Here is a 23,438-nt window from a genome sequence, read left to right on the forward strand (position 1 = left end):
AAATGTGAGCAAACAGAAAGTACTCCTTCTTGTATTAGTTGGAACTGTTATCGCTTTTGCTGGAGAATTTCTATATTCACAAGTTAGTGAAGCAGTCAATGGGGTTGTAACCCCCCCATTAGAAATACCGCTGAGTAAAGTAGAACTAAATGAATTAACTCCTATTCCTCGTTAAGGAAAAAATCCTCTCTTTCAAAAATAAGAAAGAGAGGATTTTTTTTCTTGCATAATATTAATTAAATCTGTTATAATAAGATTCGTTGTTACGGAATATGGGGCTATAGCTCAGCTGGGAGAGCGCCTGCCTTGCAAGCAGGAGGTCAGCGGTTCGATCCCGCTTAGCTCCACCATACAAAGAATAAAAAAAGCAAGCATCTACATAAGATGCTTGCTTTTTTTTATCCAAAAAGTTAAGAAAGATCCTTATCATTTTTTTGTAAAGTTAGAGCTTGAAATGGAGAAAAATAATACTTGAACTATCCTGTGAATTTTAGCTGATGCACAACCCTTTAGTGTTTAAATTTATCATAAACATTTAGTGTATGATTCACATAATTGGGAGGTAAAGCCATATGAATAGTATTTGGGTTTTATCCTATTGGGAATTAATGGGGCGTCTTTTTATTGCTGCTTTACTAGGTGGATTAATTGGCTGGGAGCGGGAAAAAAACTTGCACCCAGCAGGACTAAGGACTCATATTTTAGTAAGTGTTGGATCTGCATTAGTTATGTTGATTTCTATTTATGGATTTGCACCGTTTATGTCAGAACCGAAAGTAACATTTGATCCTTCTCGAATTAGTGCACAAGTAATTAGTGGAATTGGTTTTTTAGGTGCCGGTACGATTATTCGGCAGGGACTTACGATCAGCGGTCTCACGACAGCAGCATCCCTTTGGGTAGTAGCAGGGATTGGTCTGTCTGTTGGAGCAGGTTTTCTATTTGCAGCAACTTTTACTACTTTTTTGGTTTTCCTAAGTTTGAACCTACTAAATCATTGGGAAGAGAAGTTGATCAAAAAGAAACGCCAGACGATTCGGCTAATGTTTCGGGAAATGCCAGAAGATTTAGCTACGATCTCGGCTCTTTTGGATCGTTATCAGGTGAAACTTAAGAGCTTTAAGTTAGAAGAGGAAAAAGATACACATATCGTTACGATCACAATCAAAGAAGAAATGGTACCTTTGGCACTTTATGAGGAACTGTATCAATTAGCAGGTGTAGAAAAAATAACAAATCACTAAATGGATGAAAAAACGGGTATATAGTAACCATCCAGAAGAAACACTGTCTAAGGAAAAAGGTTGGCAAACGATCCAAGAAGTCATATAATAGTTCTATAAGGTCAAAGATAGTCAAAGTCAGCAGGGGGTTGTCCGATGAGTGAAAGTATTTCGGACATCATAGAGCACTATTTGAAGAAGATCTTACAGGAAAGTTCCTCTGGGATTGTAGAAATCAAACGGAGCGAACTAGCGGATATTTTCCAATGCGTTCCTTCGCAGATCAACTACGTAATCGGTACACGCTTTACGATAGAAAAAGGTTATGTAGTAGAGAGTAAGCGAGGTGGTGGCGGATTTATCCGGATCCAAAAAGTAGTTTGTAAGTCCCACCAAGACTACCTAGGAATTATATTGCATCAGATCGGGGACTCTATTCCTCAACTAACCGCCGAGCATGTGATCAGCAGACTTTTAGATGATGGGTTAATGGACCCACGAGAAGCGCTCTTAATGAAGAGGATGATTTCGCGGGAAGTACTGCAAATGCCCCTTCCTCTACGAGACCAGCTGCGGGCGAGAATGATGAGGACAATGGTCTCGACTCTATTTACAAGCAAGGGAGAGTGATGATCGTGCTTTGTCCAGAATGTAGCAAACGTCCGGCTACTATTCACTACACAAAGATTGTAAATGGGCATAAGACGGAATATCATCTCTGCGAAGTCTGTGCTCAGGAGAAAGGTGACTATATGTCGCCTTTGGATGATGGTTTCTCTTTTCATCAGTTACTATCGGGCCTGATGAATTTGGAGACAATGAATGGCTCACAACCAGCCGCTAGACAACGTGAAGGAATGCAGTGTCCGAATTGCGGTTTAACATATCAACAGTTTAGTAAAATTGGGCGTTTTGGGTGTAGTCAATGTTTTCATACATTCCGCGAGCGATTAACACCGCTCCTTAGAAGAATTCATGGACAAACCAAACACCATGGAAAGATCCCCAATCGTACCAAAGGAAAGTTAAAGCTGAAACGAGATTTATCTCGACTCAAAGAGGAACTGAATCAATGCATCCAACAAGAGGAATTTGAAAAAGCGGCCAAGATCCGCGATGAAATTCGTTCCATGCAGGATCGCTTAGATTCATAGGAGGGAATGGAGATGTCGCTACATCGCTTCTTGCAAAACGCGATCAGCGAATGGATGAGAGTAAAAGGACCAGAATCCGATATTATCTTTAGCAGTCGTATCCGTTTAGCGAGAAATCTCACCGACCTCCCCTTTCCTATGTTGAGTAATTCCTCACAGGCGGAGCAAGTGGTAGAGATGGTGGAGGCTGCTTGGAAAGAAGATCCTCCTGAAGTGCTAAAAGATGCCGAATTAGTGCGTATGAAAGATCTATCGGATCTTGAAAAACGAGTTTTAGTAGAAAAACATCTTATCAGTCCACATCTGGCAGAGGATTCTGAGTATGGTGCAGTGCTACTTAATCAAGATGAGTCTGTCAGTATCATGTTAAATGAAGAAGATCATATACGAATCCAGTGTCTTTTCCCAGGATTACAGTTAAAACTGGCCGGGAAGCTAGCCAGTGAGCTTGATGATTGGTTAGAAAGACATCTCAATATTGCTTTTGAAGAAAATTATGGGTATGTAACCAGCTGTCCAACCAACTTTGGTACAGGGATTCGTGCTTCTGTTATGATTCATCTACCAGCCCTTGCGATGACCCAACAGTTAAATCGTATTTTACCTGCTATCACACAAGTGGGATTAGCTGTACGTGGTATTTATGGAGAAGGTAGTGAAGCCCTTGGGCAACTTTATCAAGTGTCCAATCAAGTTACGCTAGGCCCTTCAGAAGAGGAAATCCTCGAGAAGTTGGAGGGTGTTGTAGCACAGATGATCAATCAAGAAGAAAATGCGCGTGAAAGATTGCGCCAACTCTCTTCTGTGCAGTTAGAAGATCGTTTTTTTCGTGCATTTGGTATTTTACAACATGCACGTGTAATGGATTCCAAAGAAGCGATGAGACGTCTATCTGATGTTCGTTTGGGGATCGATATGGGATTTATTAAAGATCTTCCATCTTCTGTGATGAATGAGCTTATGGTAGTGATTCAACCTGGTTTTCTTCAATTGTATGCAGGGGAAAAGTTAGGAGCAGAAGAAAGAGACATGAGACGAGCTGAATTGATTCGAGAACGAATGCGGATTAACGATTTTCCAGAAGAGTTCGATTCAACAAAGTAAGTAAATGTAAGTTCTTAAGAGTTTTTGTAAGAAATGTAGAGTAAGTTGTATCCTTTGCTCCCAACCATATGCTCTTTTGACATAGAGAACCGAAACCGGAGGCTGGCTTAGGGTTTGGTAGGATGAAGACAACAACTCTAACAGATAAAACTAGTGAGGTGGCTACCTATGATGTTTGGTCGTTTTACCGAGCGTGCGCAAAAAGTACTCGCATTGGCGCAAGAAGAGGCAGTTCGGTTGGGTCATAGCAACATTGGGACAGAACACATCTTGCTTGGACTTGTACGTGAGGGAGAAGGAATAGCTGCAAAGGCATTGATTGCTTTGGGGCTAGGACTAGAAAAAATTCAAAATGAAGTGGAGACATTAATTGGACTGGGTGGCACGCAACCAACCAATATTGCTTACACTCCACGTGCAAAAAAAGTGATTGAACTCTCCATGGACGAAGCAAGAAAGCTAGGTCATACCTATGTAGGAACAGAACACATCTTGCTTGGGCTGATTCGCGAAGGCGAAGGTGTAGCAGCGAGAGTTTTAAATAACTTAGGAGTAAGCTTAAACAAAGCGCGCCAACAAGTGTTACAACTTCTTGGTAGCAGTGAGTCAGTCTCCAATCAAACAGGCTCTCACGCGAACGCAAATACCCCTACGTTGGATAGTTTAGCACGCGACCTAACCCAACAAGCCAAAGATGGAAATGTAGATCCTGTCATTGGACGTAGCAAAGAGATTGAACGGGTGATTCAAGTTCTCTCCCGTCGTACCAAGAATAACCCAGTTCTCATTGGGGAACCAGGTGTTGGGAAGACGGCTGTGGCGGAGGGCCTAGCACAACGTATTGTGGAAGGGGAGATCCCAGAGACACTACGTGCGAAGCGGGTTATGACGCTGGATATGGGGACAGTAGTTGCTGGAACTAAATATCGTGGAGAATTCGAAGATCGTCTGAAAAAAATTATGGATGAGATTCGTCAAGCAGGGAATATTATTCTCTTTATTGATGAACTTCATACTTTGATTGGTGCTGGGGGAGCTGAAGGGGCGATTGATGCTTCTAATATCCTGAAACCTGCACTTGCAAGGGGAGAGCTTCAATGCATCGGGGCTACTACCTTAGACGAGTACCGCAAGTATATTGAAAAAGATGCTGCGCTTGAGCGTCGTTTCCAACCGATTACTGTGAACGAGCCGAGTGCAGAGGAAGCGATTTTGATTCTGCAAGGTTTACGAGATCGTTATGAAGCGCATCACCGTGTGAAAATTACCGATGAGGCAATTGAGCAGGCGGTGAAACTATCAGATCGTTATATCACGGATCGATATCTTCCTGATAAAGCGATTGATCTCATTGATGAAGCAGCTTCCAAAGTTCGTCTTTCTTCCTACACTGTTCCATCTGATGTAAAAGATTTGGAACAAAAGTTGGAAGAGGTTAAGAAAGAAAAGGATGCTGCGGTACAAAGCCAAGAATTCGAAAAAGCTGCTTCCTTACGTGATCGAGAACAAAAGTTGCGAGAAGAGCTAGAGATTACACGCAACCAATGGAAACAAGATCAAGGAAAAAGCGACTACGAAGTAACGACGGAAGATATTGCGGATGTGGTTTCCAACTGGACTGGTGTTCCTGTTGTAAAACTAGCAGAGGAAGAATCTGCCCGACTCTTGAATATGGAGAATATCTTGCATAATCGAGTGATTGGACAGGATGAAGCCGTTGTATCTGTTGCACGTGCAATTCGTCGTGCACGTGCAGGTCTCAAAGATCCGAAGCGCCCAATTGGTTCCTTTATCTTCCTAGGGCCTACGGGTGTCGGAAAAACAGAGCTCGCACGCGCCTTGGCGGAATCGATGTTTGGTGATGAAGATGCGATGATCCGTATCGACATGTCCGAATACATGGAGAAACATACGACCAGTCGTCTGGTTGGATCTCCGCCAGGATATGTAGGCTATGATGAAGGTGGTCAACTGACCGAAAAGGTTCGTCGCAAACCTTACTCTGTTGTTCTGTTTGACGAGATCGAAAAAGCACACCCAGAAGTCTTTAACGTACTTTTGCAGGTGTTAGAAGATGGTCGACTAACAGATGGAAAAGGTCGTACAGTGGACTTCCGTAATACCATCATCATCATGACATCCAATGTGGGAGCTTCTACAATCAAACGTGGTGCTCGTCTAGGATTTACTGTGGGTGATACCAGTAAAGACGAGTATGAACAAATGAAAGAAAACGTGATGGGTGAACTGAAAAAAGCATTCCGTCCAGAGTTCTTGAACCGGATTGATGATGTAATTGTTTTCCATTCCTTGAAAGAAGAGCATTTGCAAGAGATCGTGACGTTGATGTCCGATGAACTTCGCAAGCGTCTTTCGGAGCAAGGGATTGAGCTTCATTTAACCGACGAAGCCAAAAAACATTTAGCGAAAGCCGGTTTTGATCCACAATTTGGTGCGCGTCCTCTACGTAGAGCGATTCAGAAGAATGTAGAAGATCGTCTTTCTGAAGAGCTTCTCCGAGGGAATATCGCACATGGTGATGCGGTAGTGATTGATAAAAAGAATGACGAACTAGTTGTGGAAAAGGTAACAGAACGAACTACTACCTAATCCATTTTCAAAGAAGACTCTCCTATATGGAGGGTCTTTTTCTTTATCTCATATCTTATTGGGAGTAATAGGAAAAATTAATTTGCTATAATAGAACATATCATTTTCTATAGATTGGGAGACGTACATTGGCAAAAACGAAAACGAAGTTTGTGTGTCAAGAGTGTGGTTATGAGACGGTCAAATGGATGGGCAAGTGTCCAGGATGTCATACTTGGAACACTTTAGTCGAAGAACGAGAGTTTACAAAAGGGGCAGGTTCATCTTCTTTGCGCGGGAAAAGCTCTGGACGTCGAGAGAAAGCATCTCCGATTACACAGGTAGTAAAAAGAGATGAGACAAGAGCTGATACCGGTATAGAAGAACTAAATCGTGTATTAGGAGGAGGATTAGTCCCAGGTTCCCTTATTTTAGTAGGAGGGGATCCAGGGATCGGAAAGTCAACACTCCTTTTACAAGCAACGCATCGATTGGCTAGTAAAGGTTATGAGATTCTCTATGTTTCAGGTGAAGAATCGGCAGAACAGATTCGATTACGTGCTGAGAGATTAGAGGCACTTCATGAGAATCTATTGGTCGCATCCGAAACCGATTTGACTGCTATTGAAGAATTGATGAACGATACGAAGCCATACCTGATGGTAATTGACTCGATCCAGACGATGTTTCACCCAGAAGTGACAGCGGCTCCCGGAAGTGTTTCCCAAGTTCGGGAATGCACGGGCCAGTTAATGCGTTGGGCCAAAGAACAAGGGATTGCTATTATGATTGTAGGGCATGTAACCAAGCAAGGGGCGATAGCAGGGCCTCGAATGTTGGAACATATGGTGGACTCCGTTCTCTATTTTGAAGGGGAACGTCATAATAGTTATCGAGTTTTACGTGCAGTCAAAAATCGTTTTGGTTCAACCAATGAAATTGGTGTGTTTGAGATGAAGGAGGAAGGATTAGCAGAGGTAGCGAACCCTTCGGAACTATTTTTAAGTGGCAGGCCAATTGGAGTACCAGGGACATCGGTTGCAGCTAGTATCGAAGGATCTCGGCCTGTTTTGGTCGAATTACAAGCATTGGTTGCTCCCACTAGTTTTGCAACTCCAAAGCGAATGGCTACAGGAGTAGATCATCAACGGTTGAGCATGATATTAGCAGTACTAGAAAAACGTCTCGGCTTTTTCTTGCAAAATCAAGACGCTTATCTCAATGTAGTGGGCGGAATGAGGATAGACGAACCAGCAGTCGACCTTGCGATGGCGATCAGTCTTGCCTCCAGTTTTCGGGAAGTGGCGACAGGGAATAAAGATCTATTTATCGGAGAAGTAGGTCTAACCGGTGAGGTACGTGGTGTTTCCCGAATTGAACAAAGGGTGGCAGAAGCTGCTCAACTCGGTTTTACTAGGGTGATTTTTCCTGAGAAGAATCAGAAAGGATGGAAAGCTCCTAAAGGAATTGAATGTATTGGGGTTCAGTCCTTACAAGAGGCATTAGAGATTGGCTTAGGAGGATAGAAGTGATGGCTTTGAAAGAAACGGAAAAGGATGAACTTGCGATCAATGAGATGTTACGGTGGGTTGCACCAGGAACTGCCTTTCGTGAGGGATTGGATAATGTGTTGAGTGCCAATACGGGAGCGCTTATTGTAATGGGGTATGATGAAAAAGTGGAGGAGATCGTAGACGGAGGCTTTCATATTAATTGTCCTTATTCCCCCACTTTTCTATATGAATTGGCCAAAATGGATGGTGCGATCATCTTAAGTAATGATGGAAAGCGAATTCTCTTTGCCAATGCTCAGTTGGTCCCTCATTCTTCTATTCCAACTAAGGAAACAGGAACAAGGCACCGCAATGCTCAACGCTGTGCAAAGCAGACTGGGAAACTTGTCGTTTCTATTTCACAACGAAGAAATACCATCACGCTCTATCGTGGTGGTATTCGGTATGTATTAAAAGATCAACAAATAATATTGTCCAAAGCAAATCAAGCGCTTCAAACCTTGGAAAAGTATCGTACTGTTTTATCTAGAAGCCTGATGAAACTAAGTGCATTTGAATTTGAAGAGTTAGTAACCTTGCAAGAGGTTGCTTTTATCCTACAACGAATTGAAATGAATTTACGAGTGATTCGAGAGATCAATCGTTATGTTCATGAATTGGGTACAGAGGGTCGTTTGGTCAGTATGCAAATGGAAGAACTGATATCCAATTTGGATGAGGAAGCCAGTTTATTTATTCGTGATTATAGTAAAGAACCTGGAAATCCAACAGTATCAGATGTTTTTCTACAACTGAAAAAGCTGGACCGAGATGAGTTATTGATCCATCAACAAATTCTACGAATTTTAGGGTATCATGGTATTAATGATCCAAGTGAGCATTATGTTTCTTCTAGAGGAAATCGAATCCTCCAAAAAATCCCGAGACTTCCGTATAACATTGTGCAAAATATGACCAATCATTTTCGTAGTCTTTCGAGGATGGTGGTTGCTACGATTGAAGAATTGGATGAGGTAGAGGGGATCGGAGAAGTACGCGCACGCAATATCCATGAAGGGTTAAAGCGCATACAAGAACAAGTCTTTATTGACAGACATATGTAAATCACCTAGAATGAAACCACTAAATGAATAGTAAAAAAAATTCGGACGAAGGAGGCGGGACGAACCGCCTAACGAATCAAATCAGGGGGTTCCCTTACTTATGCTTGCAAGAGCGCTACCTAGTATTTTTACTGTCGGGAATCTATTCTTAGGGATTATGGCTATCATACTTGCTGTCCGCGATCGTTGGGACTATGCTGCGATCATGGTAATTATCGGGATGTTGTTAGATGGTCTTGATGGCAGAGTAGCTCGTATGTTAAAAACGGAAAGTGAATTTGGGAAAGAACTGGACTCTCTATCGGATGTTATCTCCTTTGGAGTTGCTCCTGCTATTATTGTTTATGTTGCGGCGTTTGAAAACATGGGGCCAGAAGGATGGTTCTTAACGGCTATTTTTCCTATATGTGGAGCTTTGCGGTTGGCGAGATTTAACGTAGTACCAAGTGAACCTGGCTATTTTACAGGTTTGCCGATCACGGCAGCTGGCGGGATTTTAGCAACAATGGCTTTATATAATACACGAATTGGAATGTATGGCCTTATTTTTGGTACATTATTTTTATCCTATCTTATGATTAGTCAAATTAAATACCCAGCGTTTAAACGCATGAAAATTACAAAGAGTGTTTATTGGATAGCTGGATTGTTTGTGATCGTGGTTGGAGTTGCTGCGATCTACTTCCCACAAGAAATGCCCAAAGTGATGTTTATTCCACTGGTTTTATATGCCTTGTACGGTTTGAAAAACTCATTGAATCGAAAGAGAAGCTCGGAAGCGACAGAAGAACCAGCAGAAGAACTTAAGTAATGTGATGCATGAAAATAGAGGAGCTCTTTTCGTAAACATTTTTATGGAAAGGGCTCTTTTCTATTGACGTTGCAATCCCAGTATGCTAATATATTTGTTTTCTTTTCTTGACTATTATGAACGGTTTGTGATATATTGGAAACTAGATATTGCTCTTTCGGAGGTGGATCATTTGTTCAGTATTGGCGACAAGGTGGTTTACCCTATGCATGGGGCGGGCGTGATTGAGTCGATTGAAGAGAAAGAGATTCTCGGGGAGCGGCAGCAATATTACGTAATGCGAATGCCGATTGGAGAAATGAAAGTAATGGTACCGTTAAAGGCCGTTAGCAATCTTGGTCTGCGGGAAGTTGTGGATGAACCGACTGTGCTCGAAGTGTTAGATCGGATGCGTCAGTCGGAAATGGAGGATTCTACCAATTGGAATCGTCGCTATCGTGCCAATATGGACAAAATGAAGAGCGGGGATATCTATGAAGTGGCTGATGTAGTATGCTCTTTGATGTTGCGCGATGAAGAGAAAGGTCTCTCTACAGGAGAGCGAAAGATGCTAGATAATGCCAAACTAATCTTAGTAAGTGAACTTGCCCTGGCTCGGGATCTAGAAGAGCAAGAGGCATACAATCTAATAGATGCAATTATTTCCACTAGCACCTGATTTTCTCTACTATTTATGAACGGAATACGAGAAAAGTATTTTCCTAGATTAACTTTTGGTTTGATTGTCTATAATGGGGACATAGACATTTGTTATTGTGTTGAGAGGAGGTGAAGCTCCAAATGATGAAACGAGCTGTTCAACTAGCATTTCTACTAGTAGGTTTCTCAACCGGTTACTATTTTGGGGAAAGAATCTTCCGAGCTCTGGAGAGGTCCCTAAACTTTGGAGCCGTTCCAGTGCCGCACTGGATTGGAGCGATTGTAGGTTCGATTCTGTTCTTCCTCTTAGCTCTTCGTTTTTCGGACGAAGTAGTTAGTTGGATTAAATGGTTTGAAGAAAGACTGGTGAAAATGCCAATAGCGGATGGGCTATCTGGTGCGTTAGGGCTGATTTTCGGACTGATTATCGCTTTTCTTATTCAGCAACCTATCTCCCAATTACCGATCCCTGGAGTTTCACAGATCTTACCTTTTTTGGTCTCAGGTCTTCTGGGCTATCTTGGGTTTAGTGTAGGTTATAAGAAACGAGACGAACTTATTTCTATCTTTACTTTAGGTAGACAAGGAAAAGAATCTCGTAAGAAAGAGAACAAAGAGAGTACTAATGTGCCTAAAATTCTAGATACGAGTGTCATTATTGACGGTCGTATCGCAGATATTTGCCGGACAGGCTTTCTAGAAGGAACGCTAGTGATTCCAAGTTTTGTGTTGGAGGAACTTCAGCATATTGCGGATTCTTCCGATGTATTGAAACGTAACCGAGGTCGTCGTGGTTTGGATATTTTGAACAAGATCCAAAAAGAACTACAAGTGAAAGTTCTAATCTATGAAGGCGATTTTGAGGAAGTATCCGAAGTAGATAGCAAGCTGGTAAAACTAGCAAAAGTTTTATCAGGAAAAGTGGTTACCAATGATTTTAACCTAAATAAGGTGTGTGAATTACAAGGAGTACATGTTCTTAACATCAATGATCTGGCTAACGCAGTGAAACCAGTTGTCTTGCCAGGGGAAGAGATCAATGTACAAGTGATCAAAGATGGAAAAGAGCATGGACAAGGGGTCGCCTACTTAGATGATGGGACGATGATTGTTATTGAAGGTGGTCGGGAGTACATTGGAGAGCATATTGATGTATTGGTTACCAGTGTGCTACAAACATCAGCAGGTAGAATGATCTTCGCCAAACCAAAACTTTTAGAAAAAGCACTTTAAATATGGTGTTACTAGCCCGTGGTGGGATTTTTCTACCTGCGGGCATTGTTCTGTTTGGGAAAGGGGATACAACCAACGTGAGCGTAGGGGTTGTCATTCCAGCCGCTGGACTAGGAAAGCGGATGGGGACAAAAGAGAGTAAACAGTTTCTAGAGTTAGATGGACAGCCAATATTGTTACATACTTTATTTCTGTTTGACCAACAACCTGAGATAACAGAAATTGTGCTGGCGGTTCGGGAAGAAGAACAAGAACGTGTATATCAAATGGTTACAGAAGCTGGGCTTCGAAAAGTGACAAAGATAGTAGTAGGTGGTAAGGAGAGGCAAGATAGTGTCTATCAGGGTCTATTAGCATGTGAGACGGAATATGTTCTCGTGCATGATGCAGTAAGGCCATTTGTGGAGCCTGAGCGTCTCCAACAGCTTATTTCAGTCGTTCGAGAAAAGGATGCGGCAATCCTGGCTGTTCCAAGTAAAGATACGATTAAAGAAGTGCACGAGGGAGTGGTGACCAATACACCAGATCGGGCCTTTCTTTGGAATGTTCAAACCCCTCAAGCTTTTCGCCGTTCGCTTTTGATTGAAGCTAATCATCATGCTGGGCAACAACAACTTGCTGTGACAGATGATGCTTCTATCATGGAACATTACGGTCATCCAGTAACAGTGGTGATGGGAAACTATCATAACATCAAGATCACAACCACAGAAGATCTTATCTATGCCAAAGCGATCTTGGATTCAAGACAAGTGGGGGAGATAACTAGATGATCAGAATTGGACAAGGTTATGACGTGCATCAGTTGGTGGTAGATCGACCGCTTATTATTGGTGGGATTGAAATTCCGTATGAGAAGGGGCTACTAGGTCACTCGGATGCGGATGTCTTGCTACACACTATTACAGATGCTATATTAGGAGCACTTGCACTAGGGGATATTGGAAAACATTTCCCAGACACAGACCCCGAATGGAAAGGTGCTGATAGTGCCAAATTGCTTGCAGCTGTTTGGGGAATGGTTCGAGATAGAGGTTACCGTCTAGGTAATTTAGACGCAACCATTATTGCTCAAAAACCAAAGATGGCTCCACATATTCCAGCAATGCGAAAGAGAATCGCGGAATTATTAGATGCTGAATTAGATCAAATCAATGTGAAAGCGACAACGACCGAGCAATTAGGTTTTACAGGACGAGGCGAAGGAATTGCATCTATGGCGGTTGTTTTGTTGCAAAAATAAATATTCGGAGGTACCAAGCGATGGATCGTGTTCGTACACGCTATGCACCAAGCCCAACAGGATACTTACATATCGGAGGAGCCAGAACCGCTCTATTTAGTTTTCTGTATGCGAAAAAGCATGGAGGAGACTTTATTTTACGGATTGAAGATACTGACACGGAGCGAAATGTAGAAGGTGCTGGAGAAGAGCAAATGGATGGTCTTCGATGGCTCGGGATTGAGTGGGACGAGTCCGTAGATATTGGTGGTCCTTATGCGCCTTATCGCTGTATGGAGCGTCTCGATATTTACCAAACTTATCTAAATCAATTGCTAGCAGAAGGAAAAGCATACTATAGCTATGCTACCAAAGAAGAAATTGAAAAAGAACGAGAAGAGCAATTAGCTCGTGGAGAAGCACCGAAATATAGTGGTTGGGATCGTGATCTCACAGCTGAAGAGCGTGCTAAGTATGAAAAAGAAGGTCGAGTTCCGACTGTACGGCTCAAAGTACCAAGTGGAAAACAATTAGTTTTTCAAGATCTAGTTCGAGGTGAAGTCTCTTTTGAATCAGATGGTATTGGAGACTTTGTGATTGCACGTGAAGATGGACGCCCTACATATAACTTTGCAGTAGTAGTGGACGACTACCTCATGAAAATTAGTCATATTTTCCGTGGGGAAGAGCATATTTCCAATACACCAAAACAATTGCTTGTTTACCAAGCCTTTGGTTGGAAAACCCCTATTTTTGGACACATTCCGCTCATTTTGAACCCGGAAGGGAAAAAGATGAGTAAACGAGATGGCTCTATCGTTCAGTTTATCAGCCAATATAGAGAGTTAGGTTTCTTACCAGAAGCGATTGTAAACTTCCTCTCCCTCCTCGGTTGGTCTCCTGAAGGAGAAGAAGAGATCTTTTCTCTAGAAGAGCTGTGTAATCTATTTGGAATAGAACGTGTTTCCAAATCTCCTGCTATTTTTGACACTGCCAAATTAAAATGGATGAACAATCACTATATCAAGAGGGCAGATACTGAGCGAATTCTAGATTTGGCACTCCCTTATCTAGAAAAGGCAGGTCGTGTAACAGGGGATCTTCAAGAAGGGGATCGTGCATGGCTAAAACGATTAATTGGTCTATATCAGGAACAATTAGATCAAATTTCGGATATTGTACAATTAACAGACCTTTTCTTCCGCGAAGAGATGACGTACTCTGAAGAAGCCAAACAAGTTTTGTCTGAGGATCATATCCCCGTGGTATTGGCGGCATTATTGGAGAAACTACAAGGAAAAGAAGAGATCCAAGTAGCAGAATTGCAACCTCTCTTTAAACAGATACAAAAAGAGACTGGCTATAAAGGGAAGCAGCTCTTTATGCCGATTCGGGCAGCTGTAACGGGTGAAGTACATGGTCCGGATCTCAAAGAGTCTATCTCATTACTAGGTGTCCAAAAAGTGCTTCAACGCCTCCAGACTCTAGTTGACAAGCGGGAAGAAGTTGTCGGAAAATAATATTACGATATAACCAAAACGTGGATCGGGAGAAGTACGGTCATGATTGGAATTCCAGAGAAGAGCGGTTGGTGAGAAGCTCTATTCCAAGTGATCGGAAATGCACCCGGGAGTCGTCTGTTGAAAGATAACGAGTAATCAGATGCGGTAGCCTGCCGTTATAGGCTAGAGGTGGAGTCGCTCTTTCTTTTTCGTTTAGAGGAGAGAAGGTGGCTCAAACAGAGTGGAACCGCGGATAAACCGTCTCTGTAGCAGTTATTGCTACAGAGACTTTTTTTATGGTCGATCTAACGTGTTTGGAGAAAAGAATTTATTCCCATATTGGAGAGGGGAACAGCAGAATGTCTATTGGTAGCAAATGGAGTGAATGGAAGAGAACCATTCAGAGTGACATTCAAGCAGTCTTTGATCGCGATCCGGCGGCACGTAGTATGTTTGAGGTAGTGCTGACTTACTCTGGACTTCATGCCATCTGGTGGCATCGTGTAGCTCATTTTTTTCATAAACATAATTGGAAACTGCTTGGACGAATTATCTCGCAAACAAATCGTTTTTTTACAGGTATCGAAATCCATCCAGGAGCAAAATTAGGACGTGGAGTTTTTATTGATCATGGGATGGGTGTAGTGATTGGCGAAACTTGTGAAGTAGGGAATTTTGTTACGATCTTTCAAGGAGTAACGCTTGGAGGAACTGGGAAAGAAAAAGGGAAACGTCATCCTACGATTGAGGATCATGTCATGATAGCAAGTGGTGCGAAAATTCTAGGTTCTATTAGGGTAGGACGCTGCGCTAAGATTGGAGCAGGTTCTGTCGTTTTACGAGAAGTTCCCCCAAATTCGACTGTAGTTGGCGTGCCAGGACGTGTAGTAGTTCAAGATGGGGTACGAGTGCAAAGTGATCTCGATCAGGTTAATCTACCAGATCCAGTCCAAGAAATGTTCCGTGTGATGCAGAAAGAAATCCAAGAGTTAAAACAAGAATTAGACGAGCTAAAAAAACGTTCTATAAAGGTAGAAGATCCTGAAGGAGGTACAAATGATGAAGGTCAAGCTCTACAATACTTTGACTAGACAGAAGGAGCCATTTCAGACGCTTTTGCCAAACAAGGTAAAGATGTATGTCTGCGGACCGACAGTCTACAATTATATCCACATTGGGAATGCAAGGGTTTTTGTTTTTTTTGATGTAGTACGCCGTTACTTAGAGTATCTAGGAATGGAAGTCACTTATGTACAGAACTTTACAGACGTAGATGATCGGTTGATACAACAATCGCAAAAAGAAAATCGCCCAGTAGCTGAGATTGCGGAAGATTACATTGAAAAATACTTTGAAGATATGGATGCACTGGGTGTAAAACGTGCCACTGTACACCCACGCGCAACAGAACATATTCAAGGCATGATTGATGCAGTGCAGACGCTGATCGATAAAGATCTAGCATACGAAGTAAATGGTGATGTATACTTCCGCTCTCTTCATAAAGAAGATTATGGGAAATTATCCCATCATTCGCTAGAGGAGTTAAAAGCAGGTGCAAGAATTGAAGTGAATGATAGGAAGGAGCATCCTCTTGATTTTGCGCTTTGGAAGGCTGCTAAACCAGGCGAAGTAAGTTGGGAGACCCCTTGGGGCCCAGGGCGGCCGGGTTGGCATATCGAATGCTCTGTGATGGCAAAAGAGTACTTGGGAGATACTTTGGATATCCATGCTGGAGGAGTAGATCTTTGCTTCCCTCATCACGAGAATGAGATTGCACAGAGTGAATCCATGAATGACAAAGCCTTTGCTAACTATTGGCTTCATAATGAATTTATCAATATGAACAATGAAAAGATGTCCAAATCACTTGGAAATGTGATGACGGTTAATGAATTGCGTAAGCTTTTTTCTCCATTGGCACTACGTTACTTTTTGTTAGCGGCTTCTTATCGTCACCCAATCAACTTTACGGATGAAGTAATCAAACAAGCAGAAAATAGTATCGCTCGAATTCAGACTGCAATAGAGAATTTAAATCATCGTAAACAGAATGCACAGCACGGTAGTTTAGATCCAGAACTGGCATCAAAACTCGAGAAACTAACGGAAGCATTCCAAAACGAGATGAATGACGATTTTAACAGCGCTAATGCAGTGACCGTTCTATTTGATGCGATCAAATTAGCCAATGAATGGGTCCAAAAGCCCATTGTGAGTAAAGAATCTATCACTGCGCTTTGGGAGTGGCTAGAACTTCATGGTGGGACTGTTCTAGGGCTTATTCAACCTAAAGAACAACAGGTTCTGGCAGAAGAAGTCGAAGCATTAATCAAGGAACGCCAAGAAGCAAGACGATCCAAAAACTTCGTACGTGCTGATGAGATCCGAAATGAGTTGCAAGCTAGAGGTATCATATTAGAGGATACTCCTCAAGGGGTAAGGTGGAGACAAGGATGACACAGCAACCTATACTTGGTAGCCTAGGCAAACCTCAACCAAAACCACCAAAAGAGTTGCATCCTTTACAATTGGCGTATGTAGGAGATGCTCTCTATGAGCTTTATGTTCGTAACCATCTATTACAAAAAGGGATTCGCAAAACACAAGAGCTTCAAAAAGAAGCAATTGCATATGTTTCTGCGGTGGCACAAGCGGAGAGCTGTCACCGCATCTTTCCTCTTTTAAACGAAGAGGAACAAGAAGTGATCAAGAAAGGGCGAAATGCCAAATCTGGTCGTTCTCCTAAAAGTGCAACCGTTACAGAATATCGTTATAGTACAGGGATTGAAGCATTATTTGGTTATCTCTATTTAGAACAGCGTGAAGCTAGAATACAAGAGTTGATGAAAGTCATCTTAGAGGCAATCGACAAGGAGAGAAGTTCATGAGTGATTGGATTTTAGGGCGACACGCCGTTACAGAAGCAATTCGTGCAGGACGGGATATGGAGAAAGTATTATTTGCAGAAGGTGCCCAGCTTTCTGCGATTCAGGAAGAATGCAAAAACCAAAGAATTACTTTTCAGAGAGTGCCGCGTAGCAAATTAGACCAACTATCAGAAGGGAAAAATCACCAAGGAGTAATGGCTCAGGTTTCCTCCTATCGTTATTCTACAGTAGAGGAGATCCTAGCTAGAGCTGATGAACGGGGTGAGATGCCCTTTTTGTTACTGCTAGATGGTATTGAGGATCCACATAATTTGGGCTCTATACTTCGTTCTGCTGATGCAGCTGGAGTGCATGGTGTTGTGATTCCAAAACGACGAGCAGTAGGTCTTACTGGCACAGTTGGAAAAACGTCAGCTGGAGCGATTGAGTATGTTCCGGTCGCTAGGGTAGCAAATCTCAACCGTTTAGCAGATGATTTGAAAAAACAAGGTATCTGGTTAGTCGGAACAGCAGGGGAAGCGAAACAAGAATATCATCAACTCGACTATCGTATGCCGCTCGCTTTGGTTATTGGAAATGAAGGTCAAGGAATTAGTCCTCTCTTAAAGAAAAAATGTGATTTTTTGGCTAAACTTCCAATGAAAGGGAAAGTATCCTCTCTCAATGCATCTGTCGCAACTGGTATATTCCTCTATGAAGTGATGCGAGGGAGACAGGTAGATGGCTAAAAAAATTGACGAGTGGCTGGTAGTAGATGGATATAATGTGATAGGTACTACTACCAATCTCAAGTGGACCTCAGGCAATTTAGAACAAGCGAGGACTACCTTAATCCAAGACCTATCCGAGTATCAAGCGATTACTGGCAGAAGAGTGATACTCGTCTTTGATGCTCACAATACACCAGGCGGACAAATGACAGAAATTCGAGAAAAAGTAGAGGTGATCTATACTCAAAAAGAAGAGACAGCTGATGAGTACATAGAGCAGTTTGTACGAAGAAATAAAAATCCCCATCGCAATATCTTTGTTGCTACCTCCGATTTCCTAGAGCAACGAATGGTGTTTGGACAAGGTGCTTATCGTATTTCTTCACGTGAACTAGTACAAGATATTCATACTGCTAAACAGCGATTAAGTCAGAAACTAGATAAAAAAGAACAGGTCTCTCCAAAAAATACACTGGGAGATCTGTTATCTATTGACTTAAAGAAAAAATTTGAAAAATGGAGAAGGAAAAAATAGGGGAAAAATTGACGTTTTTGTAATAGTTCCGATATAATAAGTTTTGCAGAATTTATGCTATCTTGGTCGGGGGGATGGTTTTTGATTTTAAATCTTCAAACTAGTGCGATATTAGAAGAAGATGTCGTAACGTCGGTAGACTATCAGTTGATGGCAGATGAAGATTTGGTAATAGGAACTAGATTAGGAGACCAATCAGCCTTAGAGTACCTGATCAACAAATACAAAAACTTTGTTCGAGCAAAAGCACGCTCTTATTTTTTGATTGGCGCTGACCACGAAGATATTGTTCAAGAGGGTATGATTGGCTTGTATAAGGCCATTCGAGATTTCCGTGGCGAAAAGTTAGCCTCCTTTAAGGCATTTGCAGAACTTTGTATCACTCGTCAAATTATTACCGCAATCAAAACAGCTACTAGGCAAAAACATATTCCTCTCAATTCATACGTCTCCTTGGACAAGCCTAGTCATGATGACTCCGATCGTACTTTGTATGACACACTGACCGGAGGAAGGTTAAATCCAGAAGAGATCTATATTAATCAAGAGGAATATAGTGATATTGAGAATAAAATTTCGCAAATTTTGAGTGACCTTGAGCGGAAGGTGCTCATGTTATACCTAGACGGAAGATCTTATCAGGAGATCGCCGTAGATTTAAATCGACACGTGAAATCGATCGACAACGCATTGCAACGAGTCAAACGAAAATTGGAAAAGTATCTAGAAATACGCGAAATTTCTCTATAAATCCCCTGTTGCAGCAGGGGGTTTTTTCTATGTATAACCAATGTTTTCGACAAAAACCGCCATACTCCTCCTAGAAAACGACAAAAACTTTCGTTATCATATATTTTGAAAATGGCAATGATGGTAGAACAGACAAGGGCTTACATTGACAGGAAAACCCGCTTATGATAATGTAGTTTGGGTATTTTCTATGCCTACGGAAACGGATAGTTGGATATATAAGGAGGTGCCAAGTCGATGCGTGTAGTAGTTACTATGGCATGTACCGCTTGTAAAGAGCGTAATTATACATTGTCCAAAAATAAGCGGAAGCACCCAGACCGTATGGAGCTCCGCAAACATTGCCCACGTTGCAACGCTCACACTGTACACCGTGAAACCAAGTAATCCGGAATGATAAGAAGGTGGGGGTGACAGCATGGCTGTTATCGCGAACATTGGCCGTGGGATCAAGAGAAGTTTTACTGGGACCACTGGTTTTATTCGTAATTGTATGCAAGAGCTGAAGAAAGTTCGTTGGCCTGATCGTAAAGAGATGACGAACTACACATTGGTTGTACTTTCCACCATTGTCGTGCTCGCCATCTTCTTTTTCCTAGTGGATATGGCAATCGGCCAATTGGTCCAATGGATCACAGAATAGTGTCGACGAAGAGTTCGGGACTGATCGCGTAAGGGGTTATATCATGGAAAAGAATTGGTATGTGGTTCACACCTATTCCGGGTATGAGAACAAAGTGAAAACAAACCTGGAGAAACGAGTTCATTCAATGGAGATGCAAGATAAAATCTTTCGGGTACTCGTTCCGATGGAAGAAGAGATCGAACACAAAGAAGGAAAGAAAAAAAGCGTAATGCGCAAGGTTTTTCCTGGTTATGTGTTGGTCGAAATGATCATGACCGATGATTCGTGGTACGTGGTACGGAATACTCCAGGTGTAACAGGTTTCGTGGGCTCATCGGGAGCCGGTTCTAAGCCCACAGCCCTCATGCCTGATGAGGTCGTAGCGATCTTAAACCAGATGGGGCTGGAGGAAGCGCGAGCGGTTTCTAACTTTGAAGTCGGCGAGCAGGTAAAAGTAAAAGAAGGACCGTTCGCAAATTTTGTTGGTTCCATCGAAGAGATCGATTTGAATCGAGAAAAGCTAAAAGTAATGGTCAATATGTTTGGTCGGGAGACACCTGTGGAACTCGACTATTATCAAGTGGAAAAACTTTAAACCAAAAAAGATTTGGTCTAAAGAGTCCTTTTATGATAAAGTATTTTTGTTTGTTACCCCCGTCTTCGGGGCGGATATAGAAGCATCTGCTTCCGTATCTACCGTGGGAGGGTAAAACCCGAGAAAACCACATGTTTGAAGGAGGTAAGTCAGCATGGCCAAAAAAGTGATCAAAGTGGTCAAGCTACAAATCCCTGCTGGTAAAGCAAATCCAGCACCACCTGTAGGTCCAGCACTCGGACAAGCGGGTGTTAACATCATGGGCTTTTGTAAAGAATTCAACGCCCGCACTCAAGAACAAGCTGGTCTCATTATTCCAGTAGAAATTACTGTATTTGAAGACCGCTCCTTTACTTTCATTACCAAGACTCCTCCAGCAGCAGTTCTTCTGCTTAAAGCTGCAGGAATCGAAAAAGGTTCTGGCGAGCCAAACCGCAATAAAGTGGCAAAAGTAAGCCGCGATAAAGTGCGTGAAATCGCAGAAACCAAAATGCCTGACCTCAATGCTGCAAATGTTGAATCTGCTATGAAAATGGTAGAAGGAACTGCACGTAGCATGGGAATCACCATCGTAGACTAATGATGGTGTGCTGCGATGGATCCGCCACGGTTCATCGCAATGTGGGAGGTATATCCGTTAAGACCACGAAGGGAGGAAATCATAGTGGCTAAACATGGTAAAAAATATCGTGATGCTATTGCAAAAGTAGATCGCGAAAAACAATACTCACCTAGTGAGGCATTAAACTTAGTAAAAGAGGTTTCCACTGCTAAGTTTGACGAAACAGTAGAAGCTGCTTTCCGCTTGGGAATTGACACCAAAAAAGCGGATCAACAAGTTAGAGGTGCAGTGGTTCTTCCACACGGTACAGGGAAAACCAAACGTGTGCTCGTTTTTGCTAAAGGGGAAAAAGCGAAAGAGGCTGAAGCAGCTGGAGCGGACTTTGTTGGGGATGAAGACATGATCAACAAGGTACAACAAGGCTGGTTCGATTTCGATGTAGTCGTTGCTACTCCTGATATGATGGGTCAAGTAGGTCGTTTGGGTCGTGTACTCGGTCCAAAAGGTCTTATGCCAAACCCAAAAACAGGTACTGTAACATTCGAAGTTGAAAAAGCGATCAACGATATCAAAGCTGGTAAAATTGAATACCGTGCTGACAAAGCAGGGAACATTCATGCAGCGATTGGTAAAGTATCTTTCGATACCCAAAAATTAGAAGAGAACCTGCAAGTTCTTGTAGATGCTCTATTAAAAGCGAAACCAGCGGCTGCAAAAGGTACCTATATGAAGAGTGTAACTGTTTCTTCTACGATGGGACCTGGAGTAGCAGTAGATTCTGCTACACTTAGCCGATAAGAAAATCTTGACAAACTAAGTTTAGGTGGATATAATTCATCTTGCCGTTTGACGAGAACTATATATGACTGAACCGTAGACAGTAGGGGCCGGATGGCATAAGATCCTACCGAGGTAACTTGGATTGTGATACTTACATCCTGCCTTCGTCTGTCTGCGAAGGCTTTTTTTATGCGTATGAAGTATCAGATGAGGAGGTGTCCCCGTGTCCAAAGCGATTGAAGAGAAAAAGTTGGTAGTCGAAGAGATTGCTCAAAAGCTAACTGCTAGCAAAAGTACGATCATTACTGACTATCGTGGTCTGACTGTAAAACAGATGACCGAACTTCGAAAACAATTACGTGAAGCAGGGGTAGATTTTAAAGTATTGAAGAACACCCTGACCAAACGCGCTACTGAGAAAGTAGGTCTAACTGGTTTAGATCAACACCTCACTGGTCCTAGCGCAATCGCATTTAGTGAAGAGGACATTGTTGCTCCTGCGAAAGTTCTTCATAACTTCGCAAAAGAGAACAAAGAACTCGAAATTAAAGGCGGTGTAGTAGAAGGTCGTGTAGTAGAACTAGAAGAAATTAAAGCTCTTGCTACTCTACCATCTCGCGAAGGTCTTCTCTCTATGCTTCTTTCTGTACTGCAAGCACCTATGCGCAATCTTGCGCTTGCTGTTAAAGCAGTTGCTGAGAAAGATGGAGAAGGCGCTGAAGCTACCGAAGCTTAATAGCTGTTATAGTTTGCTAGAAACAGCATGTATCTAAAAAACAAACCCCACAATCTTAAGGAGGCACTCTCTCATGAGTAAAGAGCAGATCTTAGAAGCTGTAAAAAACATGACCGTTCTCGAATTGAACGATCTAGTAAAAGCAATTGAAGAAGAATTTGGTGTAACCGCTGCAGCACCTGTAGCAATGGTTGGTGGCGGCGCTGGAGAAGCAGCTGCTGAGCAAACTGAATTCGACGTAATCCTAACTGGTGCTGGTTCTTCCAAAATCAACGTAATTAAAGTTGTTCGCGGAATCACTGGTCTTGGTTTGAAAGAAGCGAAAGCATTGGTAGACGGAACTCCTGCTCCAATTAAAGAAGGCGTTTCGAAAGAAGATGCTGAAAAAATCAAAGCTGATCTTGAAGAAGCTGGCGCATCTGTAGAAGTTAAGTAAGTTATTGCCTGTTATACCCGCCGTCACAGGTCGGCGGGTTTTACTCTATTTCCGATTAAGGAAAAGGAGAATCCGTATGAGCGACCACTATTATTCCTCGAAACCATCTTCCATCACGGATCAACGGGAAATTATCACTGAACTCCGTGGACAATCCTTTCGTTTTCTTTCGGACGCAGGTGTTTTTTCCAAAAAAGGAATTGATCAAGGAAGCCGAATTCTTATTGAATCACTTGATATAGAAGATCAGTCAGATGTACTAGATTTAGGCTGTGGTTATGGACCCATCGGTATCTCGGTTGCCAAAATATTTTCGACTTCAAACGTAACGATGGTTGATATAAATCAGCGTGCAATAGAGTTGGCAAAAGAAAATGCAGCTCTTAATCGAGTAACGGAGCGCGTTACCATTTTTCCGAGTGATGGATTTCAAGAAGTAACTGGTTTGTATCATCACATCATTACGAATCCACCGATCCGAATAGGAAAAAAACAAATCTATGATTTCTTCGAGAAAGCCAGAGATTATATGAATCCAAATGGAAAGTTGTGGATTGTGATTCGAAAACAACAAGGTGCTTCTTCTGCAGTGAGAAAGTTGGAAGAGGTTTACGATAAAGTGGAAGTGGTTACGAAGGATAAAGGGTATTGGATTCTTGTTGCACAATGTCGTTGACATGATTTGACTATTATGCTAGTGTTAGAAAATGCATGAAGTCTATTA

The 23,438-nt window shown here is 42.3% G+C and carries 28 protein-coding genes, 1 tRNA gene and 2 other annotated features; all 29 genes read left to right on the plus strand.

Annotated elements, in window-relative coordinates; translation table 11 throughout:
• Positions 1–4 precede the first annotated feature (4 nt).
• Positions 5–175: a hypothetical protein gene (locus tag VJ09_RS18460; RefSeq protein WP_154662358.1), complete on the plus strand. Its 171-nt coding sequence runs from the start codon at positions 5–7 to the stop codon at positions 173–175.
• Between the two features lie 99 nt (positions 176–274).
• Positions 275–350, plus strand: a tRNA-Ala gene (locus tag VJ09_RS11355).
• A 222-nt stretch (positions 351–572) separates the two neighbouring features.
• A complete protein-coding gene (locus VJ09_RS11360) occupies positions 573–1,244 on the plus strand; it encodes an MgtC/SapB family protein (RefSeq protein ID WP_044641850.1) in 672 nt (223 codons plus the stop codon).
• Between the two features lie 135 nt (positions 1,245–1,379).
• Positions 1,380–1,853, plus strand: a complete 474-nt coding sequence (locus VJ09_RS11365; RefSeq protein WP_044641851.1) for a CtsR family transcriptional regulator — start codon at positions 1,380–1,382, stop codon at positions 1,851–1,853.
• Positions 1,853–2,377 carry a protein-arginine kinase activator protein McsA gene (locus VJ09_RS11370; protein ID WP_325063592.1) on the plus strand — a complete coding sequence of 175 codons (525 nt, stop codon included), beginning with the start codon at positions 1,853–1,855 and terminating at the stop codon, positions 2,375–2,377. Before VJ09_RS11365 ends, VJ09_RS11370 begins: the two co-directional genes overlap by 1 nt.
• 12 nt (positions 2,378–2,389) lie before the next feature.
• Positions 2,390–3,481: a protein-arginine kinase McsB gene (locus VJ09_RS11375; RefSeq protein WP_044641852.1), complete on the plus strand. Its 1,092-nt coding sequence runs from the start codon at positions 2,390–2,392 to the stop codon at positions 3,479–3,481.
• Between the two features lie 168 nt (positions 3,482–3,649).
• A complete protein-coding gene (locus VJ09_RS11380) occupies positions 3,650–6,091 on the plus strand; it encodes an ATP-dependent Clp protease ATP-binding subunit (protein ID WP_044641853.1) in 2,442 nt (813 codons plus the stop codon).
• A gap of 128 nt (positions 6,092–6,219) precedes the next feature.
• Positions 6,220–7,596, plus strand: a complete 1,377-nt coding sequence (gene radA / locus VJ09_RS11385) for a DNA repair protein RadA (RefSeq protein WP_044641854.1) — start codon at positions 6,220–6,222, stop codon at positions 7,594–7,596.
• An 11-nt stretch (positions 7,597–7,607) separates the two neighbouring features.
• On the plus strand, positions 7,608–8,687 hold the full coding sequence (gene disA, locus VJ09_RS11390) for a DNA integrity scanning diadenylate cyclase DisA (protein ID WP_044642842.1): 1,080 nt from the start codon (positions 7,608–7,610) through the stop codon (positions 8,685–8,687).
• 100 nt (positions 8,688–8,787) lie between these two features.
• Entirely contained in the window at positions 8,788–9,498 is a 711-nt protein-coding gene (pssA, locus tag VJ09_RS11395) for a CDP-diacylglycerol--serine O-phosphatidyltransferase (protein ID WP_044641855.1), read from the plus strand.
• A 163-nt stretch (positions 9,499–9,661) separates the two neighbouring features.
• Complete coding sequence (locus tag VJ09_RS11400) at positions 9,662–10,156, plus strand: CarD family transcriptional regulator (protein WP_267904327.1); 495 nt, start codon at positions 9,662–9,664, stop codon at positions 10,154–10,156.
• Positions 10,157–10,278: 122 nt separating this feature from the next.
• The gene (locus tag VJ09_RS11405; RefSeq protein WP_044641857.1) at positions 10,279–11,370 is read left to right on the plus strand and encodes a PIN/TRAM domain-containing protein; all 1,092 of its coding nucleotides are present in this window, start codon (positions 10,279–10,281) and stop codon (positions 11,368–11,370) included.
• 2 nt (positions 11,371–11,372) lie between these two features.
• On the plus strand, positions 11,373–12,143 hold the full coding sequence (gene ispD, locus VJ09_RS11410; protein WP_082050541.1) for a 2-C-methyl-D-erythritol 4-phosphate cytidylyltransferase: 771 nt from the start codon (positions 11,373–11,375) through the stop codon (positions 12,141–12,143).
• Positions 12,140–12,613, plus strand: coding sequence for a 2-C-methyl-D-erythritol 2,4-cyclodiphosphate synthase (gene ispF / locus VJ09_RS11415; RefSeq protein WP_044641858.1), 474 nt, complete (start codon positions 12,140–12,142; stop codon positions 12,611–12,613). Before ispD ends, ispF begins: the two co-directional genes overlap by 4 nt.
• Before the next feature lie 20 nt (positions 12,614–12,633).
• Positions 12,634–14,112 (plus strand): glutamate--tRNA ligase, encoded by a 1,479-nt coding sequence (gltX, locus tag VJ09_RS11420; RefSeq protein WP_044641859.1) that lies wholly within the window; start codon positions 12,634–12,636, stop codon positions 14,110–14,112.
• 12 nt (positions 14,113–14,124) lie between these two features.
• Positions 14,125–14,363, plus strand: a binding site (T-box leader).
• Between the two features lie 90 nt (positions 14,364–14,453).
• Positions 14,454–15,185 (plus strand): serine O-acetyltransferase, encoded by a 732-nt coding sequence (gene cysE, locus VJ09_RS11425; RefSeq protein ID WP_044641860.1) that lies wholly within the window; start codon positions 14,454–14,456, stop codon positions 15,183–15,185.
• Positions 15,151–16,554, plus strand: coding sequence for a cysteine--tRNA ligase (cysS, locus tag VJ09_RS11430; protein WP_044641861.1), 1,404 nt, complete (start codon positions 15,151–15,153; stop codon positions 16,552–16,554). The genes cysE and cysS overlap by 35 nt, the downstream gene beginning before the upstream one ends.
• Positions 16,551–16,985 carry a Mini-ribonuclease 3 gene (locus tag VJ09_RS11435; protein WP_044641862.1) on the plus strand — a complete coding sequence of 145 codons (435 nt, stop codon included), beginning with the start codon at positions 16,551–16,553 and terminating at the stop codon, positions 16,983–16,985. Before cysS ends, VJ09_RS11435 begins: the two co-directional genes overlap by 4 nt.
• Entirely contained in the window at positions 16,982–17,713 is a 732-nt protein-coding gene (gene rlmB, locus VJ09_RS11440) for a 23S rRNA (guanosine(2251)-2'-O)-methyltransferase RlmB (protein ID WP_044641863.1), read from the plus strand. The genes VJ09_RS11435 and rlmB overlap by 4 nt, the downstream gene beginning before the upstream one ends.
• Complete coding sequence (locus VJ09_RS11445) at positions 17,706–18,230, plus strand: NYN domain-containing protein (RefSeq protein WP_044641864.1); 525 nt, start codon at positions 17,706–17,708, stop codon at positions 18,228–18,230. Before rlmB ends, VJ09_RS11445 begins: the two co-directional genes overlap by 8 nt.
• A 108-nt stretch (positions 18,231–18,338) precedes the next feature.
• Positions 18,339–18,980 (plus strand): RNA polymerase sporulation sigma factor SigH, encoded by a 642-nt coding sequence (sigH, locus tag VJ09_RS11450; RefSeq protein ID WP_407689998.1) that lies wholly within the window; start codon positions 18,339–18,341, stop codon positions 18,978–18,980.
• A 237-nt stretch (positions 18,981–19,217) separates the two neighbouring features.
• The gene (gene rpmG / locus VJ09_RS18080) at positions 19,218–19,367 is read left to right on the plus strand and encodes a 50S ribosomal protein L33 (protein WP_082050542.1); all 150 of its coding nucleotides are present in this window, start codon (positions 19,218–19,220) and stop codon (positions 19,365–19,367) included.
• A gap of 31 nt (positions 19,368–19,398) precedes the next feature.
• Entirely contained in the window at positions 19,399–19,623 is a 225-nt protein-coding gene (secE, locus tag VJ09_RS11455; protein WP_082050543.1) for a preprotein translocase subunit SecE, read from the plus strand.
• Positions 19,624–19,666: 43 nt separating this feature from the next.
• Positions 19,667–20,200: a transcription termination/antitermination protein NusG gene (gene nusG / locus VJ09_RS11460; protein ID WP_044641866.1), complete on the plus strand. Its 534-nt coding sequence runs from the start codon at positions 19,667–19,669 to the stop codon at positions 20,198–20,200.
• Between the two features lie 154 nt (positions 20,201–20,354).
• On the plus strand, positions 20,355–20,780 hold the full coding sequence (rplK, locus tag VJ09_RS11465) for a 50S ribosomal protein L11 (RefSeq protein WP_044641867.1): 426 nt from the start codon (positions 20,355–20,357) through the stop codon (positions 20,778–20,780).
• A gap of 84 nt (positions 20,781–20,864) precedes the next feature.
• Positions 20,865–21,560 carry a 50S ribosomal protein L1 gene (rplA, locus tag VJ09_RS11470; protein WP_044641868.1) on the plus strand — a complete coding sequence of 232 codons (696 nt, stop codon included), beginning with the start codon at positions 20,865–20,867 and terminating at the stop codon, positions 21,558–21,560.
• Between the two features lie 55 nt (positions 21,561–21,615).
• Positions 21,616–21,739, plus strand: a sequence feature (ribosomal protein L10 leader region).
• Between the two features lie 26 nt (positions 21,740–21,765).
• A complete protein-coding gene (gene rplJ / locus VJ09_RS11475) occupies positions 21,766–22,278 on the plus strand; it encodes a 50S ribosomal protein L10 (RefSeq protein WP_044641869.1) in 513 nt (170 codons plus the stop codon).
• Between the two features lie 73 nt (positions 22,279–22,351).
• The gene (gene rplL, locus VJ09_RS11480; protein ID WP_044641870.1) at positions 22,352–22,714 is read left to right on the plus strand and encodes a 50S ribosomal protein L7/L12; all 363 of its coding nucleotides are present in this window, start codon (positions 22,352–22,354) and stop codon (positions 22,712–22,714) included.
• Positions 22,715–22,790: 76 nt separating this feature from the next.
• On the plus strand, positions 22,791–23,390 hold the full coding sequence (locus tag VJ09_RS11485) for a class I SAM-dependent methyltransferase (RefSeq protein ID WP_044641871.1): 600 nt from the start codon (positions 22,791–22,793) through the stop codon (positions 23,388–23,390).
• Positions 23,391–23,438 lie beyond the last annotated feature (48 nt).

Origin of the sequence: Risungbinella massiliensis (assembly GCF_000942395.1) — a bacterium.
GTDB classification, from domain to species: domain Bacteria; phylum Bacillota; class Bacilli; order Thermoactinomycetales; family Thermoactinomycetaceae; genus Risungbinella; species Risungbinella massiliensis.